This is a genomic window from Treponema sp. OMZ 857 (genome assembly GCF_024181085.1).
GTDB lineage: Bacteria > Spirochaetota > Spirochaetia > Treponematales > Treponemataceae > Treponema.
Window position 1 is genome coordinate 1,324,023 of record NZ_CP051147.1, and the last position, 15,550, is coordinate 1,339,572.

General features: G+C 46.5%; 14 protein-coding genes and 1 pseudogene. 8 read left to right on the plus strand and 7 right to left on the minus strand.

The annotated features are described in order from the left end of the window. Nucleotides 1-13 precede the first annotated feature (13 nt). The 7 genes and pseudogenes from E4N66_RS06080 (at nucleotide 14) to E4N66_RS06110 (ending at nucleotide 6,887) form a co-directional block, all read left to right on the plus strand. A complete protein-coding gene (locus E4N66_RS06080; RefSeq protein WP_253729357.1) occupies nucleotides 14-1,204 on the plus strand; it encodes an SGNH/GDSL hydrolase family protein in 1,191 nt (396 codons plus the stop codon). Between the two features lie 512 nt (nucleotides 1,205-1,716). Next, complete coding sequence (locus E4N66_RS06085) at nucleotides 1,717-2,202, plus strand: type III toxin-antitoxin system ToxN/AbiQ family toxin (protein WP_253729358.1); 486 nt, start codon at nucleotides 1,717-1,719, stop codon at nucleotides 2,200-2,202. 64 nt (nucleotides 2,203-2,266) lie between these two features. Further along, complete coding sequence (locus E4N66_RS06090; RefSeq protein WP_253729432.1) at nucleotides 2,267-3,157, plus strand: acyl-[acyl-carrier-protein] thioesterase; 891 nt, start codon at nucleotides 2,267-2,269, stop codon at nucleotides 3,155-3,157. Continuing rightward, nucleotides 3,138-4,001: a 16S rRNA (adenine(1518)-N(6)/adenine(1519)-N(6))-dimethyltransferase RsmA gene (gene rsmA / locus E4N66_RS06095; RefSeq protein WP_253729433.1), complete on the plus strand. Its 864-nt coding sequence runs from the start codon at nucleotides 3,138-3,140 to the stop codon at nucleotides 3,999-4,001. Before E4N66_RS06090 ends, rsmA begins: the two co-directional genes overlap by 20 nt. A gap of 34 nt (nucleotides 4,002-4,035) precedes the next feature. Continuing rightward, nucleotides 4,036-4,452 (plus strand): annotated as a pseudogene (locus E4N66_RS06100) (hypothetical protein); the annotation flags it as partial. A 157-nt stretch (nucleotides 4,453-4,609) separates the two neighbouring features. Further along, nucleotides 4,610-5,596 (plus strand): RluA family pseudouridine synthase, encoded by a 987-nt coding sequence (locus E4N66_RS06105; protein WP_253729360.1) that lies wholly within the window; start codon nucleotides 4,610-4,612, stop codon nucleotides 5,594-5,596. 169 nt (nucleotides 5,597-5,765) lie between these two features. Continuing rightward, on the plus strand, nucleotides 5,766-6,887 hold the full coding sequence (locus E4N66_RS06110; RefSeq protein WP_253729361.1) for a pseudouridine synthase: 1,122 nt from the start codon (nucleotides 5,766-5,768) through the stop codon (nucleotides 6,885-6,887). Here E4N66_RS06110 and E4N66_RS06115 read toward each other — a convergent pair. The 7 genes from E4N66_RS06115 to E4N66_RS06145 form a co-directional block, all read right to left on the minus strand. Continuing rightward, nucleotides 6,805-8,271, minus strand: a complete 1,467-nt coding sequence (locus E4N66_RS06115; protein ID WP_253729362.1) for a bifunctional folylpolyglutamate synthase/dihydrofolate synthase — start codon at nucleotides 8,269-8,271, stop codon at nucleotides 6,805-6,807. The genes E4N66_RS06110 and E4N66_RS06115 overlap by 83 nt on opposite strands. An 81-nt stretch (nucleotides 8,272-8,352) precedes the next feature. Next, nucleotides 8,353-9,330, minus strand: a complete 978-nt coding sequence (locus tag E4N66_RS06120) for a PstS family phosphate ABC transporter substrate-binding protein (RefSeq protein WP_253729363.1) — start codon at nucleotides 9,328-9,330, stop codon at nucleotides 8,353-8,355. 1 nt (nucleotide 9,331) lies between these two features. Then, complete coding sequence (locus tag E4N66_RS06125; protein WP_044016170.1) at nucleotides 9,332-9,547, minus strand: hypothetical protein; 216 nt, start codon at nucleotides 9,545-9,547, stop codon at nucleotides 9,332-9,334. A 22-nt stretch (nucleotides 9,548-9,569) separates the two neighbouring features. Beyond that, on the minus strand, nucleotides 9,570-10,133 hold the full coding sequence (locus E4N66_RS06130; protein ID WP_052185546.1) for an O-acetyl-ADP-ribose deacetylase: 564 nt from the start codon (nucleotides 10,131-10,133) through the stop codon (nucleotides 9,570-9,572). Nucleotides 10,134-10,257: 124 nt separating this feature from the next. Further along, on the minus strand, nucleotides 10,258-10,962 hold the full coding sequence (locus E4N66_RS06135) for a FecR family protein (RefSeq protein ID WP_253729364.1): 705 nt from the start codon (nucleotides 10,960-10,962) through the stop codon (nucleotides 10,258-10,260). A 63-nt stretch (nucleotides 10,963-11,025) separates the two neighbouring features. Beyond that, nucleotides 11,026-12,225 (minus strand): hypothetical protein, encoded by a 1,200-nt coding sequence (locus E4N66_RS06140; protein WP_253729365.1) that lies wholly within the window; start codon nucleotides 12,223-12,225, stop codon nucleotides 11,026-11,028. Further along, nucleotides 12,222-12,680, minus strand: a complete 459-nt coding sequence (locus E4N66_RS06145; protein WP_253729366.1) for a hypothetical protein — start codon at nucleotides 12,678-12,680, stop codon at nucleotides 12,222-12,224. The genes E4N66_RS06140 and E4N66_RS06145 overlap by 4 nt, the downstream gene beginning before the upstream one ends. A gap of 95 nt (nucleotides 12,681-12,775) precedes the next feature. Here E4N66_RS06145 and E4N66_RS06150 point away from each other — a divergent pair, with 95 nt between their 5' ends. Then, on the plus strand, nucleotides 12,776-15,484 hold the full coding sequence (locus E4N66_RS06150) for a CHASE2 domain-containing protein (RefSeq protein ID WP_253729367.1): 2,709 nt from the start codon (nucleotides 12,776-12,778) through the stop codon (nucleotides 15,482-15,484). Nucleotides 15,485-15,550: the final 66 nt, after the last annotated feature.

Below are 15,550 nucleotides of genomic sequence, written 5' to 3' on the forward strand. Positions count from 1 at the left end.
AGATACGCAGAGTATGAGTGAAAAAAGTCAACGCGGCGAATCCGCTCAATACGAGCGGCAAGAATACGATAATCGGCAAGGGCAAAATAGCGGGCAAGGGCGGAACGGCCGATACTCTCCCAATCAGTGCTTTTTCTTTGTTGTGTTAACGCTGTTTATTCTTATTCCGTTTTTAGGGCAGCGGCTTGCGCATCCGGTGCAAAATATCAAAAGAGCCTCTTTAAAAAATATTTACAGCGCACTCACCGCGCCGATCGTTTCCGTTACCGAATCATCTCCTGTTGCTGCCGTTATTCCCGTACTCAGGAATGCGTTTATACGGACGGCGGGGTTAACGGAGCGCGGCGAATGGGATACGTTCTTTTACCGCCAAGGGGTGTATGACAGCGAGGTCGCCGCTTTTTATGCGGTAACCGGAGAACAGGGGTATATCGAAACAATGCCCGGCTTTTCGGATAATTTAGGCGGTAGCGGGCTGCCTGCGGAATTGTTGGGGCAGGTTTCTAAAGAGATGCTCCGCAATGTCGCCCTGCCGGTTGTCCATTCCGCACGGATGCCCTTGCGGCTATTCTTTTTTGGAGATTCTCAGATGCGCAGTATCGCCGCCGGTATGACCCGTGCGCTCGGCTCCGACACCTCTATTGCCGTACGGGAATTAAGCGTTCCTTCTTCCGGCTTTCTCCGATCCGATTATTATAACTGGCCGCAAAAACTTGAAGCGCTGCTTGCCGCACAAAAAGACGGGGAACGCTTTGATGCTGCGGTTGCCTTTTTAGGCATGAACGACTATCAGGATATGTGGACGACCGGCGGTATTATCCTTACGGCGGGTACGCCCGAATGGGAAGAGGTGTACCGTAAAATGGTAAAAGCGCATCTCGACATCGTTCTTGCCTCCGTTCCGCGGCTGTACTGGCTCGGCTTGCCGGTAGTGCGGAGCGCTGCATATAACGAAAAGATGCAATACCTAAATGCAGTACACGATTCCGTCGCCGAAGAATACGATTCCAAAAAGCTGGTAAGGATTTCGCTCAAAAGCCTCGTCGAGCAATATGGAACGGGATACATCGGAGCGATTAAGCCTGAAGGTAGCGCATGGATACCGCTTATACAGGGCGACGGTATCCACTACACAATCGAGGGCGGCGAGTATTTAATGAAGCACTTCATCGACCGCCTACACCGCGACTACGTATTCAGGTAAACGCATCAGACCGTTTTTTTTAACACCCCCGTGGAAAAATTGAGACTATTCGACCAGAACTGCCAAGGATGGCATCGCTAAAAAATGTACATCCGTGTACATTTTATAGCTTCGAGTTTTCCTGATGAAAAACTCGATACTGTTTGGAACCACTGACTTCCTGTCAGTACAGTGATGTACATGGATGTACAACAGTTGAAGATGGTTCAAATGGTCTCACAGTCTCAATTTTTCCGCGGTTTTTATCTACTCTATCTGATGCGTTTACCCTGATTACGTGTTTGAAATGCCGCATTCCTAATTGTTAAAAAGCTTGACGGTCATTATAATTCCTGTTATATTAAAGATATGGTGAGCTTCTACCATATTTGTGAAGCCCTAAAAAAGCGGTGAATTTCTACCATAATAAGTGAAATGCTAAAAAAGCGGCGAGTTTCTGCCATTAAATGAAAACCTAAAAACGCACGTTTTTATAAAGGAGCCGGAAATGGCTCCTTTTTTTTGAGAAATTTATGAAATTCTATCACATAAAAAATGATTTTATTGCCTATTTACGGCAGTTTGACTCCAAAGTCTCTGAAAATAAAAATGAATCCCGTCCTTATGTTGGGATTGTACTTCAGATAGAGAACATAAAGTATTATGCTCCATTTTCATCACCAAAACCGAAGCACAGAAACATGAAGAACGGAAAAGATTTTAGAAAAATAAATAACGGTATTTATGGGGTAATCAATTTCAATAATATGATTCCGGTTTTAGATTCTGTGCTGATGGAAATTGATATTATAAATATTCCCGATGTAAAATACCGTCGTTTGCTACAAAACCAATACAATTATATAAAAGCTGATAGGGAAGGCATATTAAGAATAGCGCAAAACTTACGGAAGTTGATTTTTGAGGATGAAAAAAATCTTTCAGAGTATGAAAAGATTGTGAAAAAAAGATGCTGTGATTTACCATTACTGGAATCAAAATATCTTGATTTTAAATAATCGTACTTTTCATTTCTAATATGCTGCATTGCACAACGCTCTAAAAGCAGTTACACTGATGCCTATGATACTCGACGATAAATACACGATGCCGTATACGGTGCCGACCACTGCCATCGACGGGCAGTACCGCTGTACGCCGTTAACCGTTGCTGCGCTTTCGCAGGATTTGGCGGCTAATCACTATAGTTCTACCGGTATATTCATGCCGCAGCTGCAAGAACGGGGTTTGATATGGATTATTTCGAAGCAGCATTTTGAAATACATGAATATCCGCTCTGGCTCGATTGTCTGACGTTACAAACATGGGCACAGCCGCCGAAGGGGCTTTTTTGTTTTCGGGATTTTGCCTATTACTATGCCGCGGACGGAAAGAAAGCTTCGTTGTCTGCGGCCTTTAAAGATTTTGATGCGGCGGAACGGAAGGGTACCGAATGGACGGCAGACTCGTTGCGCCGGCATGGAGCTCTGTGTGTGCGCGGCAGTACGTGCTGGGTTGTGCTGAATACAAAAACCAATCAACCTGCCGTTCTTAACGACACGGTGTTCGGTTCGCTGACGTTTTGTGACGAGCATTTGGAAGGACGGGTTTTTGCAAAGATTCCCTTGCCGGAACACTGGGATCATGAAGAGCTGTTCCATCCGTCGCTTTTGGATATCGATATGAACGGACACGTTAATAATCTCAATTATATCCGCTGGGCATTGTCGTTTATGGATGCGGACTTTTGCCGCGGTAAATTGCTCCGCGTCCTCGATACCAATTTTTTGATTTCCGCTCAATACGGGGAAGAACTCTGCTGCCGCTGTTCTCATATTGAAGACAACGTGTGTGTACATTCTATTGTGAGAACTGCCGACGGCAGCGAGGTGTTCCGCGCCCGTACCGAATGGGCTGATGAACGGAAGATGGCACGGTCGCTTCAGGTTGAACATGAAACTCCCCGACTATAATGCGCCGTCCGCACTCGCTGCCGTGCTCGATGAACACGGGTTCGGAATGCAGAAAAAATTCGGACAAAACTTTTTGATTAATGCACATATACGGCAGGAGCTGATTTCCGCACTCGGTCTTTCCGCCGGAGATGCTGTATGGGAAGTCGGCCCGGGGCTCGGCTCGATGACGTCGCTGTTGTTAGAGTCTGGCGCCGATCTAACCGTGTTCGAAATAGACCGCGGCTTCGTACAGCTTTTAACGTCCTATTTCGGTTCATATCATTCGTTTCATTTAATAGAAGGCGATGTGCTTAAAACGTGGAAGGCTGAATATCAACGGCATACACCGAAGGCCTTTTTCGGGAATCTGCCGTACAACATTGCGGCAAAGCTCATCGCGGCGACAATCGAAGCCGAGTGTTTTTTTGACCGTATGGTGATAACCGTGCAAAAAGAGGTCGGGCTCCGTATGACCGCGGCTCCGGGAAGTGCGGATTATTCGTCGTTTTCGGTGCTGTGTCAATGGGCGTATGATGTAGAGCCGATTCGCGATATTGCTCCCGCCGCCTTTTGGCCTAAACCGAATGTCGAATCACGGGCGCTCCGTTTTACCAAAAAACAGTCCCCGCAGCCGGTACGTGATGCACGTCTTTTTTTAAGCCTTGTCCGCGGCCTTTTCAGTGCGCGGCGTAAAACGGTGAAGAATAATTTGAGCACGATTCTCGCTGCGAGAGGAAAAAAGACGCTGCCGGCGGAATCCTTGCTGAAAGCGGCTGGAATCGATCCCGCTACCCGTGCGGAATCGCTGACTGTCTATGATTTTATCCGCTTATCGGATAGACTGGCGGGCTGTGATGAATAAACGATTACGTTGTACCGCATTTTTGGTTCTGTGCATGATGACCGTTGCACAGATGCCGCTGATTGCGGACGAAAAAAAAGAAGATCATACGCCGGTTCCCTATACAAAAGAGGAATTTCCGCTTTGGCAGCGGGAGCTCCGGCGGTTTGAAATACTGTCTTTCGGGGCGCTCCCCTTTGTTACGCTGCTGTCTTTTTGGGGTTACGATATGATTCGTGCCATACAGCACCCTAAAGATCCTGCCTATTATCCGTGGCCGTTCAAACAAGCTGACAAGGCGGTCGCGCTGACCGAGAAAGAACAGCTGGGCGTATTTCTTACCGCCGTCGGCATATCGGTAACAATCGCATTAATTGATATAACATACCGCGCGATTAAACGTTCCGCAGCAAAAAAGCGTTTGGAACGGGAGAATGCCTTTACCGAAGACCCTATTCAGTTTACGCCGATAAAGCCATCGGACGAAGAGGACGCTCAGACTTTGAAGCTCATGACCGATGCGGCGTTGGCTGCGGGGTCTATCGGAGGAATTACAGCACTGTTAGAAAAGGTTACCGCATCGACTCCTTCCGTACAGGGCGGCAAGACCGGTACGGCTGCACAATAATATGACTAAAGTTTTTGAACTTACAGTGCCGGATGGAACCGGTAAGCTGCGGCTTGATGCGTTTTGCAGCAGTGTGCTTACCGGTATGACCCGCTCACGGCTGAAAACAGGGATGCAATCCGTGCAGCTCAACGGACGGCAGGCAAAACTTTCAAGCACGGTGCAAGCGGGCGACCGTATTACACTGATATGGAAAAATCCGCTCCCCGATGTTCTTATCCCCGAACCCATTCCGCTCCGTATTGTGTATGAAGATAATGATGTCATTGTGGTGAATAAACGAGCCGGTATGGTTACGCATCCTGCGGCGGGCAACTGGACGGGGACACTGGTGCAGGCGATTGCGTATTACCGCTTGCACACGTCGCCCATTCATGATGAATATGCCGGCCTGCTCGAAGCGGAGCAGGGGAGGGGTACCTTTGCCGAGCTCTTGCGTGCAGGTATTGTTCACCGACTTGATAAGGATACCTCCGGCATCCTTATCACCGCCCGGAGTGCCGAAGCGGAAGCCTTTTTAAAAAATGAGTTTAAGCTGCGGCGTACGGAAAAATATTATCTCGCAATTCTGAACGGCGTACCGGAAAAGCCGGCCGGTATTATCGAAACGTCGGTATTCCGCGACGGGCATAGCCGCATTCGGTTTGCCGCCTCGGCAGATCTGTCTAAGGGAAAATACGCCCGTTCCCGCTATAAGGTGCTGCGGGTGTATGGGCGGTATGCGTTGGTTCTGTTTAAAATCGATACCGGCAGAACTCACCAAATTCGGCTCCATGCACGGTTTATCGGCTGTCCGGTTGTCGGGGATCCTCTCTATGGAAAAAAAGAAACCGAATGGAAGGAATACGGGTTGATGCTCCACGCCTATCGCCTGTGCGTTAATCTTCCTTCAACACGGGAAAAAGCCGTGTTTACCGCCCCGCTGCCCCGAAAATTCCTTACGATGCTGCGTATTTTACAGGCACGGCAGTCACAAGGGTATGGCTGAGGTATTAACAAGGCAATCGCATCACAAATATTTTAAGCGATTGTTTTCCTTTTGCACGAAATTTTATCTAAAATTTCGTGCAGTTTATTTTAAAAAAGGCAATCACATCAGATAATATGTAGATCAAAATCGCAGAATAAATAGACTGTGAGACCATTTGAGCCACGAAGTGGCGAAATTCTGGTTGAACAGTCTATTTATTCTGCGGGGTGTTAAAAAACCGTCTGGTGTGATTGTCATAGAGGCGTCTATGCAAAATTCCGCTGAAAAAATATTTTCTGTTTCTGTTTTCGATTATAATAGAGCGGAACCCTGTATTGTACGGGAAACCGCTCATTGGGCGGTTGTGTATAAGCCCCCGCATCTTCCCACTGCGCCGCTCCGAACGGATGAACGCAATACGCTAGTGTACTGGTTTTTGCATAGCCCTAAGACCGGGGAAATTGGTTTGTCCGGTAATGCGCAGATAAATGTACTGTCCGATGATATGCAGACAGATGCACAGGAGCAGTCTGCCGAATACGGATTACGTAGCCGGGAGGCGCAGGTACGCGGCAAAAAGGCGATTGAGGCGGGGCTGCTGCATCGGCTCGATACGGATACGCGGGGGCTTGTGCTTTTTGCAAAGGATCAGGCGGTATACGATTTTCTCGCTGCCCGGCAGGAAGCGGGGCAGATAATAAAAAACTATTGCGCTTTCGTAGAACCGAACGGAGCCCCGGAGATAGATGACGGATATGGTTTCGATGCAACGGAGTTATCTACGCTGAAAGAGCTGTCTGCTGCAAAGAAGGGGATAGCTGCACAGGAACAGGTAGTCGTACAGGAACGGATAGCGGCACAGTTACCGCTTATGCTGGAAAGTCAGTTTAGGAATTTCGGCCCCGGTGCAAAAAGGGTTGCTCCGGTTTTTTCCTGTTCCCGGCATTACAAAAAAGGCGGGCGGTTGTATACGACGGTGATCGAGGCGGCCGATATTCTGCCGTTTTCAATCGGTGGAACCGATACTGTGCCTCAAACCGCCTGCGAATCTCGTCCGTCCAGGCCGCTCATTCGGGTGCGCTGCCGCCTTTCCCGCGGATACCGGCACCAAGTGCGTGCTCATCTGGCCACAGCCGGACTTCCCATTGTGGGCGATCCGCTGTACGCGCCGCAGGGAACGGAAGCTCAACCGGGAGCTGCGGCGGTGAGTTTGCAGCTTTATGCGGTCAGTCTTGAGTTCCCCGATCCTGAAAACCCTCGGCAGAGTATACGCGTTGCGCTTCCGCCGCCAGATAAAATGAACCCGTAATCAGCAGCGGCCGGTTTTCGGCGATGCTTTGGGTAAATGCCTTCTTTAATACCGCGTTAAAATCCTCGCTCGCTTCCATTACAACATTGTTCTCATTCCCGAAAACCTGCGTAAATGCGCCGACGTTTTTTTCTAAATTCCCCTTTTTAAACGAACCCGGCACGGTTAAGTAGAGGTGAGAAATTTTTCCGAGGAATAGCGGCGCAAAACCGTCAGGGTCTTTGTCGGCCGCACAGGCAAATACCAGTATGGGCTTGGCATTAGTCGATGCATCGGATACGAATAGCGTACCGGAATGTACGGACAAGGAGTCGGAGCTGAGGATGGAAAAAAACGTGTCCGCGCAGGCCTGTATGCTGTTATGCGTGTGTGCGCCATCGATGACGATTAAAGGCTTCGTACTTAAAAGCTGGAATCGCGCGGGGAGCCATGCCTTTGAAAGCCCGCTTTCGATTAAATCTTCCGGCATATCGGGAAAGCGGTATTTAAAAGCGGCGGCGGCGAGCGCTGCGTTTTCCGCCTGTACGGGTGTAAAAAGCGGGAGTATTGCGTGCAGCGGACGTTTAAAGAGCGCTCCGATCGGATGCGCGGCGGAAAAGTGGATGGTAACTTCGCGGCCTTGCGGTGTCAGCCGGTGTTCGATTGCTTCGATAAAATCGGGTATATAAAAGAACGGAGCCTTGAGCGCTGCTGTCCGTTCCTTGAATACTTCAAGCGCGGAAGGTTGCTGCCGCGAGCAAAAAACGGGGACACCGGTTTTAATGATACCCGCTTTTTCCGCCGCGATGAGCGGAATGGTATGACCGAGATATTCGCAGTGTTCAAATTCGATCGGCGTCAGCACGGTAATTTCCGGCTGCACGATATTGGTAGCGTCAAGCCTGCCCCCCATGCCGGTTTCAAACACTGCCCAGTCGAGCCGCTCCTGCCGGAACAGCACAAAGGCGGTCAGTGTTACCAGTTCAAACCAGCTCGGTTGGGGTTCAGTCTCTTTACCGATATGCGGCATAACGCTTTCCCGTACGGCACGGAATGCTTCAAGATAGGCTGCATCATTGAAAAAACGGCCGTTTTCTGTTATCCGCTCGCGGAAGTCGTTTACGTGGGGAGAGGTGTAGAGGCCGGTCTTATATCCTGCCTCGGTGAGTAAGGCCGAAAGCATCGCTGCAACGGAGCCCTTTCCCTTTGAACCTGCAATATGGACACACTTATACGCCGTTTGCGGGTTGGAAAAAAGCGCAGCATAGTATCCGATAACCTCAAGCGAAAATGCTTTGTTATGCGGCCGTTTTTCAAAGTTGATAAAACCGTCAAGCCATCGGTAAAAATCGTTTATATTTTCTATAAGCGTTTGAGATGGTGCAGCAGTATATATTGTATTCATAATGATTGTCGCTCGTTTTACAGAGGTATCAGGTTTGTTCATGATAGTTGTAGTTTAAAACGCCCATTGAACGGACGTTCTTCAATTTTTTAACGGTACATAGCCATTGTTATCAATGATTTTTTGACCTTCAGGAGAAAGGATCCAATCTATCAGCTTTTTTACATTTGCATTTTTGTTATCCTTTCTGTAAACAGCAAAAAAGTGTGAAGATAGAGGATATCTGCCATTTTGTATATTTTCTTTTGTTGGTGCAATCCCATTTAAAGAAATCATTTTTACATTTGCATTTTGTGTTATTCCTTCTACATAATAACGAAATGAGTAACCGATAGGACTTCCAAAGAAAATGCCTAAAGAATTTAATCGTATCTTTTCTCCATTCATAAATTTTAAGAATGCGGTTTGGCTGCCGCTTCCTTCTTTTCTTTGCCATGCTGCAATTAAAGTATTTGTTCCACCAACTTTTTTCCAATTTTTAATTTTACCGGAATATATTCCTTTTATTTGTTCAATTGATAAATCATTGACAGGATTCGTTATATTCTCAATAAATACAAATGCTTCTAAGCCAATTGGAACAAACTCTAATTCTATATTATTTTGTTTTGCATACAATAGTTGCCCTTCTGAAGGTGAGGCGCAAAAAATTATATCTGCAACGCCATCAACAACGGCTTTGTAAGCGCCTCTCGTGTTTCGCATTTGAACTTTGCTTTCTTTGGTGAACTTTTCACCATCGAAACAAACTGATTTTTCAGGATAAGTTGCAGATGCAATCGCAGAAAAGACCGGATATAGCGCACTTGCTCCATCAAGTACAGGAATGTTGTCATCTATTTGAAAATCTGATTTTACATAATTTGTTTTTGAGTTCTTGTCAAATGGAAGATAATCCTTTAAATCAATTGAAAGAGTTGAGATTTCGTTACTCCCAGCTACAACAGCTATCATACCTGAATTTCTATGTAAAATATTAAATTGTATTCCTGAATATAAGAGACTTATCATTCCTAATAGAGAAATCATAATAAAAAGGATAACAGTAATTTTCTTCATATTACATTCCATTGATTGCAATTGACCTCATCAGTAAAAATATAAATCCACCAATAATCACAATCCATGCTACAATAATTATTGAACAAATTATAATTTCTTTTTTTAAGGCTTTTCTTTTCTCAATATTTTCTTTATTTGTCCTGCAAAATTGTATTATAGCACTTATCAGCCAAATTAATGCTACAATAGGAAGACCAAAAATTAAAAATTCCATTTATTTTCTCCATGTTCCTGTATTACCGTGTGTGTATCCGCCTACTATTTTTTGACTGTCTTGAATCGCTCTGTTTGATAATTATGTTTGATAATATTGTACGATACAGTTCTTCTGCTTGTTTATTAAAACAGACATGATAGACGGTCATATCCGCCTTTGTTTCCGTTAAGTAGGTATAAACGGTGGAAAGAGCTATTAGTGCCGCCTCTTCCATAGGATAGCCGTATACGCCTGCACTGATACAGGGAAACGCAATCGTTTCACAGTGAAAGTCTGCGGCAAGAATGAGTGAGTTCCGGTAACAGCTTGCGAGCAGTTCCGGCTCTCCGTGTTTACCGTCTTCGTATATCGGCCCGGGAGTATGGATAACGTATTCTGCAGGGAGCTTATATCCGCGTGTAATTTTTGCCTGTCCTGTTTTACACCCTTTGAGTGCGCGGCATTCTTCCAATAATTCGGGGCCTGCGGCACGGTGAATAGCTCCGTCAACACCTCCGCCGCCGAGCAAGGTGGTATTTGCTGCATTGACAATTGCATCTACTTTAAGTGTCGTTATATCCGCACAGATAATTTTGATATCCATAGTTTCCTAATTACGATCGATATAGACTGAATACGGTGTATTTTTGAATTAAAAACCGGCATCCTATCCCTCACCGGTTGTGGGAGATGGGAGGGAGCGGCTGCCGGTTATGGATTAAAAAGAGTTAGTCGTCCCAGCCGACGATGACATGGGTATGTCCGGGACGGTCTTCTGCGCTGATAGGCTTGGCTATACCTTGCCGGTTATCCCCTGCCTCAATATCGGATGCGGTATGGGCAGCAGCTGCTTGTAACCGGTTATCCGAAGTGTCAGTTGCGACAGCTACAGGAGCGGTTACGGTACCTGCGGAACTCAAGGTACTGAATTCGCCGGAGGCAACCATTTTCGGTATTCCGACACCGATACCCGATTCAAACTGAACGGCTCCATGGTCTACGAATAAGTTATGTCCGTCGAATTCAAATCCGGTACCGCGTACGGAAGCGGTTGCAGTCGGACTCTTAACCTTAAACTCCGCTTTTTCACCTTCTTTCGGTGTAACTTCTGCCTTAACCCGTCCGGCCATCAAAAACATCTGCGTTTTTGTTGTTCCTTCGGATTTTATCAGCTCTTCAAGCGATAAGCGGGTAACAGGTTTTACCGTCAGCACTGCCGATTCCGTTTTAAGAATAGCGGTACTCTTAAAGCCGGTAGAGATAAGAGAACCGGCCGGTAAAACATCGCCTACTTTTGCGGCTTTCCAATCTTTTCCGGGGTGTTTGCATTCAACTTTTCCGGCAATTTCGGTGACGGTTGCCGTCAGATTTGCTGCTGCAGCAGAAAAAATTCCCGCTGTGCAGAGCAGTAAAATTCCTAGATATCTTTTCATAGTACACCTCCTAAAATTGAGTGCTATAGGGAAGTTTTAAAAACTTCCGGTTTTAGCGGTTCCCTATAGTTTTACGGTAAATGTCAGTTCAGTTAGCCAGCGCAGATTATACGCCGTGATAACTTTCGGATTTGGTATAAATATGCCTCCGGTGAATGATGCATCAAAATCATTATGGAATTGATACACTACTTTCGCCGATAACTCGGATCCGACATAAGTAGGTTTTTGTACGGTGTTCGGAGAAGTCAGCAGTAGATATGACAATTCCGTTAAAAGACCTTGTATCGGGCGAGCGTTTACCGTAAGACCTCCCGTAAGCGTATTGCTGAACGAGCTGATCGACCCATTAGCAACAACTGTTTGTTTTGTGTCTGTAATAGGTGCAAATCGACGCATCGGTCCTGTACCGTCATAGTTTCCTGCAGCCCAGTTGAGCTTACCGGTTACCGTAAAATAACGCCAATTGGGATTAAAATATTGCACTGCAAGTCCCGATGCAAGCGAGTAAGTAAATTTTGAAGCTTCTCCCAATTGGAGGGCTATCCAGTATTGCCAATTAATATTCCTGCCTATCCGTCCATGAATATACGGCATGAAGTATTGCGTGTGTGTCCTTCCGGTTAGTTTAAGTAGATCAAATTGAGCAAGGGCATCGATTCCTATTGTATGTGAAGGAATAACCTCTTGGAAAGAGGCCGAAAGAAGGAAGAACAACCGTTGAGGGGCAAGTACCTTACTGTTATCATTCAAACGGTCTTCATCATCCAAATCTATTTTGATTTGTGCATCGGTTTTATAGGTAAGTCCCGTATAGCCGAGTGCAAAAGCAATATCAACATTCTTGATGGTAAGACCGATTTTGCCTCCATCGAATAAACCGCTCAAAATTTTATTTGAATAATCGTTGAATGAAGTACGTCCGACTGACCATTGCAAGCCGATCGCATTAAAGATCTTATTGCCCGACCAATCCGTTCTTTTCAGTCTAAATGCTTGGTGGATGGGAAGTAACTGAGCCGCTCCCTTAGGATTAATAGGGAAATCACCTGAAAACCGGGCTTCCCCGGAAATATATATCGATGAAAAATCCTTTACAGGGAATGTGACGAAGACTTCCGCTGCATTTGCCTGTGATATGTTAAAAGTTTTATTGGTACCGTTTAACTCGGTACTATTGGACAGGTTGACACCGAAATCCAATGCGGCAGCATACATGGTAATACCGCCTGCGATAATGAGAAAGGTTAGTATACGTTTCATTGTTCACCGCCTTGTACCGTATCGATGCGTCCGAGTATTTGGAGCATGGTAGATCCCGTCATCGGTGCATCGGGATCGCTATTACCTTGGATAACTGCGAGGTACCGCAGCTCACGATATGCATATCGAGGGCAGGGATAGATGCGGTACATTAAGCCTCCTTTTATATTGAAAGCCTTCATCAATAAAAAGGCATAGGTTTTGACCGGTATTACATCGCCTGCCGTAACCGAATCCCGTATTACATTTTGATTTTCGCTTTTGAAGCGGTCAAAGGCCGTTTCAAAATCAAGCGTGTCTGCACCCTCATTCAAGGCTGTCTGTATCAGATAGGCAGCCTGACCGAAGGTTGCTTTTTCAGTCTCTAAGATTGTATCGACCTTTTCAGCCGCTTGACCGAATGATGCCGCGATAGTAATCAAAACCGCAACGGTAATACATAAAGTGCGTTTCATTCTGTCCCCCCTTTAATAAAAAATAAAGTTTTTAGCATCTTCCCATTGTATAACTCACGTACATATCTTACTATAGATTTAATAGGGAGTAAAGAGTGAAGAAAAAAACATCGTGGCCTTCAATTGTTATACCGTGCATTATCGGGTTACTGAGTGCCGGAGTGTACCTGTTTCCGTTTTGGATAGGTGTTGAAAATCGGCTGTATGATTTCTTTTTAGGATTCAAGTCTGATGTTAAAGAAGATTCTTCTATCGTGCTGCTGGATATCGATGATGTGTCCATCGAAAAAGTGGGCTTATATCCGTGGCCCCGTAACACGATTGCAAAAGGCTTGGAGGCATTGACGCAGCTCGGCGCCGAATTTGCGGTCTTCGATATTGAGTATATCGATAAAAGTCCGATGAGTGTGGATTTTACTTATTTAAACGGTACCTTAAAGTCGGAGTTTGCCGCTTCTTTTGAGGAGATCGGCGCAAATGTACAGGATATTTTTGCAGCGCTTGCCAATAACCAAATTACGCTGCCTGAGGCGGGTATATACGGGAGCGAATTGGTAGATTTAATCGATCAATCGCGGGATACTCTCTACCGGCATACGAAACAGGTCGCGATAGAGAACGACAGCTATTTAGGACAGGCAATGAGGCTATTCGGATCGTCGTTTATTACGGTTAATATGCAGGACGATCCTCCGAGTGAGGGTACGGAAGACTTATACGCAATTGCGCAGGAACGTTTTATCTATCCTACGCTCAAAGTGAACGCCCCTTTATCGGATGGGCGGCACAGCGCGTTGGTACCGATACCGGAAATCAGCCGTATGGCGGCAGGAGCGGGCTTTACGAATGTGCATATCGATAGCGACGGTGTAAGGCGGCGTATCCGGTTGACGGATAATATCGACGGCACGGTGTTTATGCAGCTTGCCTTTTCTCCGCTGTTGCAGAAACTGGGTTCTCCTGAAGTTGTCATCGATAAAAACCGCGTTACATTGGCCGGCGCCGTGTATGGCGATAAAGCGCAAAATGTTTCAATACCGCTTGATTCAAGCGGTATGATGCTGATCCGCTGGCCCAAAAAGAATTATCAAAACAGTTTTACGCATATTCCTTTTTATCTATTGATCGATTATGCCGAAAGCGGAGAAAAAACGGCAAGCAGTTTACGCTTGTTACGGGCGAACCAAGGGTGGAATCTCGGCCCCGGCTACGCGCCGATTGATATGTGTATGCAGCTGTGGGGTGAAAGCGAAGAACTGCGCCGTACTGCTCTGGAATCGGGGGATGCACAGGATAAAGCGGCGTGGCTTACCGCTGTGCAGGCTTATTGGGATACCGTAAAAAGCTTTTTTGAAACGGACTACGGTACATCGGTAGCGCGCTTGTTCGACGAGGCAAAACAGGCAGGAAATCCTGAGGATGCGGAACTGTACGATCAGGTAAAAGCCGATTTTGAAATGCTCTATGCAAATGCCTCCGCATCTTATACCCGGCATACGGAGCTTGAAACGGCGCTTGCCGCTAAACTGAAAGACGCTTTTTGTATTATCGGATGGTCAAGCACTGGTACGACCGATATCGGCGTTAATCCATTTCACAGTGAATATGTGAATGTCGGTACGCATGCTGCCGTTGCCAATACTATTTTGCAGCGGGATTTTTTACGGCAAGCGCCGGTTTGGGTGTCGGCTCTGTTGGCGATTGTTTTTTCTTTCGGGATCATTTTTATCATCCGTCCGTTTAGTACCATCGTTCAGATTATTTTGGGGGTTGTGCTGTCTGCTGTGGTGCTGATTGTGAATCAGCTCATATTCAGCTTTACCGGTGTTTATATCTTTATCATTTCACCGGTATTGGCGCTTTTCGTATCGTTCTTAACGTACTCGATGGTTTCGTTCATTCTCAGTGAGCGCGAAAAAAGCTTTCTCCGTAAAGCGTTCGGTACCTACCTTTCGAGCGATGTTATCAATGAGATAATAGAAGATCCTTCCATGCTCAAGCTCGGCGGGCAGAAAAAATGGATTACCGCAATGTTTACCGATGTTAAGGGCTTTTCCACGATAAGCGAAGCGCTCGATGCCGAACAGTTGGTTAAGCTGTTGAATATCTATCTTTCCGGTATGAGCGATATTATCTTGGAACAGCGCGGTACTATCGATAAGTATGAAGGCGATGCCATTATCTCGTTCTTCGGCGCTCCGGTTGATTATAAAGAACATGCCCGCCTCGCGTGCCGTGCTGCAGTGCTGATGAGACGGAAAGAGGTTGAGATGAACGAGCTTTTCATGCGGGAAGGTATGAGCCCCAATCCACTTTTAACCCGCATCGGGATTAACACCGGCGATATGGTTGTCGGGAACATGGGCACCGAACGGAAGATGGACTATACGATTATGGGTAACGCGGTCAACCTCGCCGCCCGTTTGGAAGGGGTAAACAAACAGTACGGTTCATGGCTTTTGATTTCCGATATGACGAAAAATGAAATCGGCGACGAATTTATTACCCGCCGCTTCGACCGCGTGCGTGTTGTCGGTATCAATACGCCGGTGCAGCTGTGGGAGCTGGTCGAATTAAAGGATGCTGTCGATTCGGCAACGCTCGACTTTTTACGCCGTTTTGAAGAAGCTCATTGTGTGTTCGACCGGCGGGATTGGAAAGAAGCCGCCCGCCTCTTTACGGCATTGTGTGAAGAACGGCCTGATGACGGCCCCTCCGATGCCTATCTGCGTAAGTGCGAGGCCTTTATCCAAAAGCCTCCTGCGGATAACTGGGACGGTGTTTTCAGCCTCACGCAAAAATAGGATAGAAATACCTGTTCGGAAACGTCCGTTTCAGAACAGGTTGCCTTGAAATGCGATATTCTAATG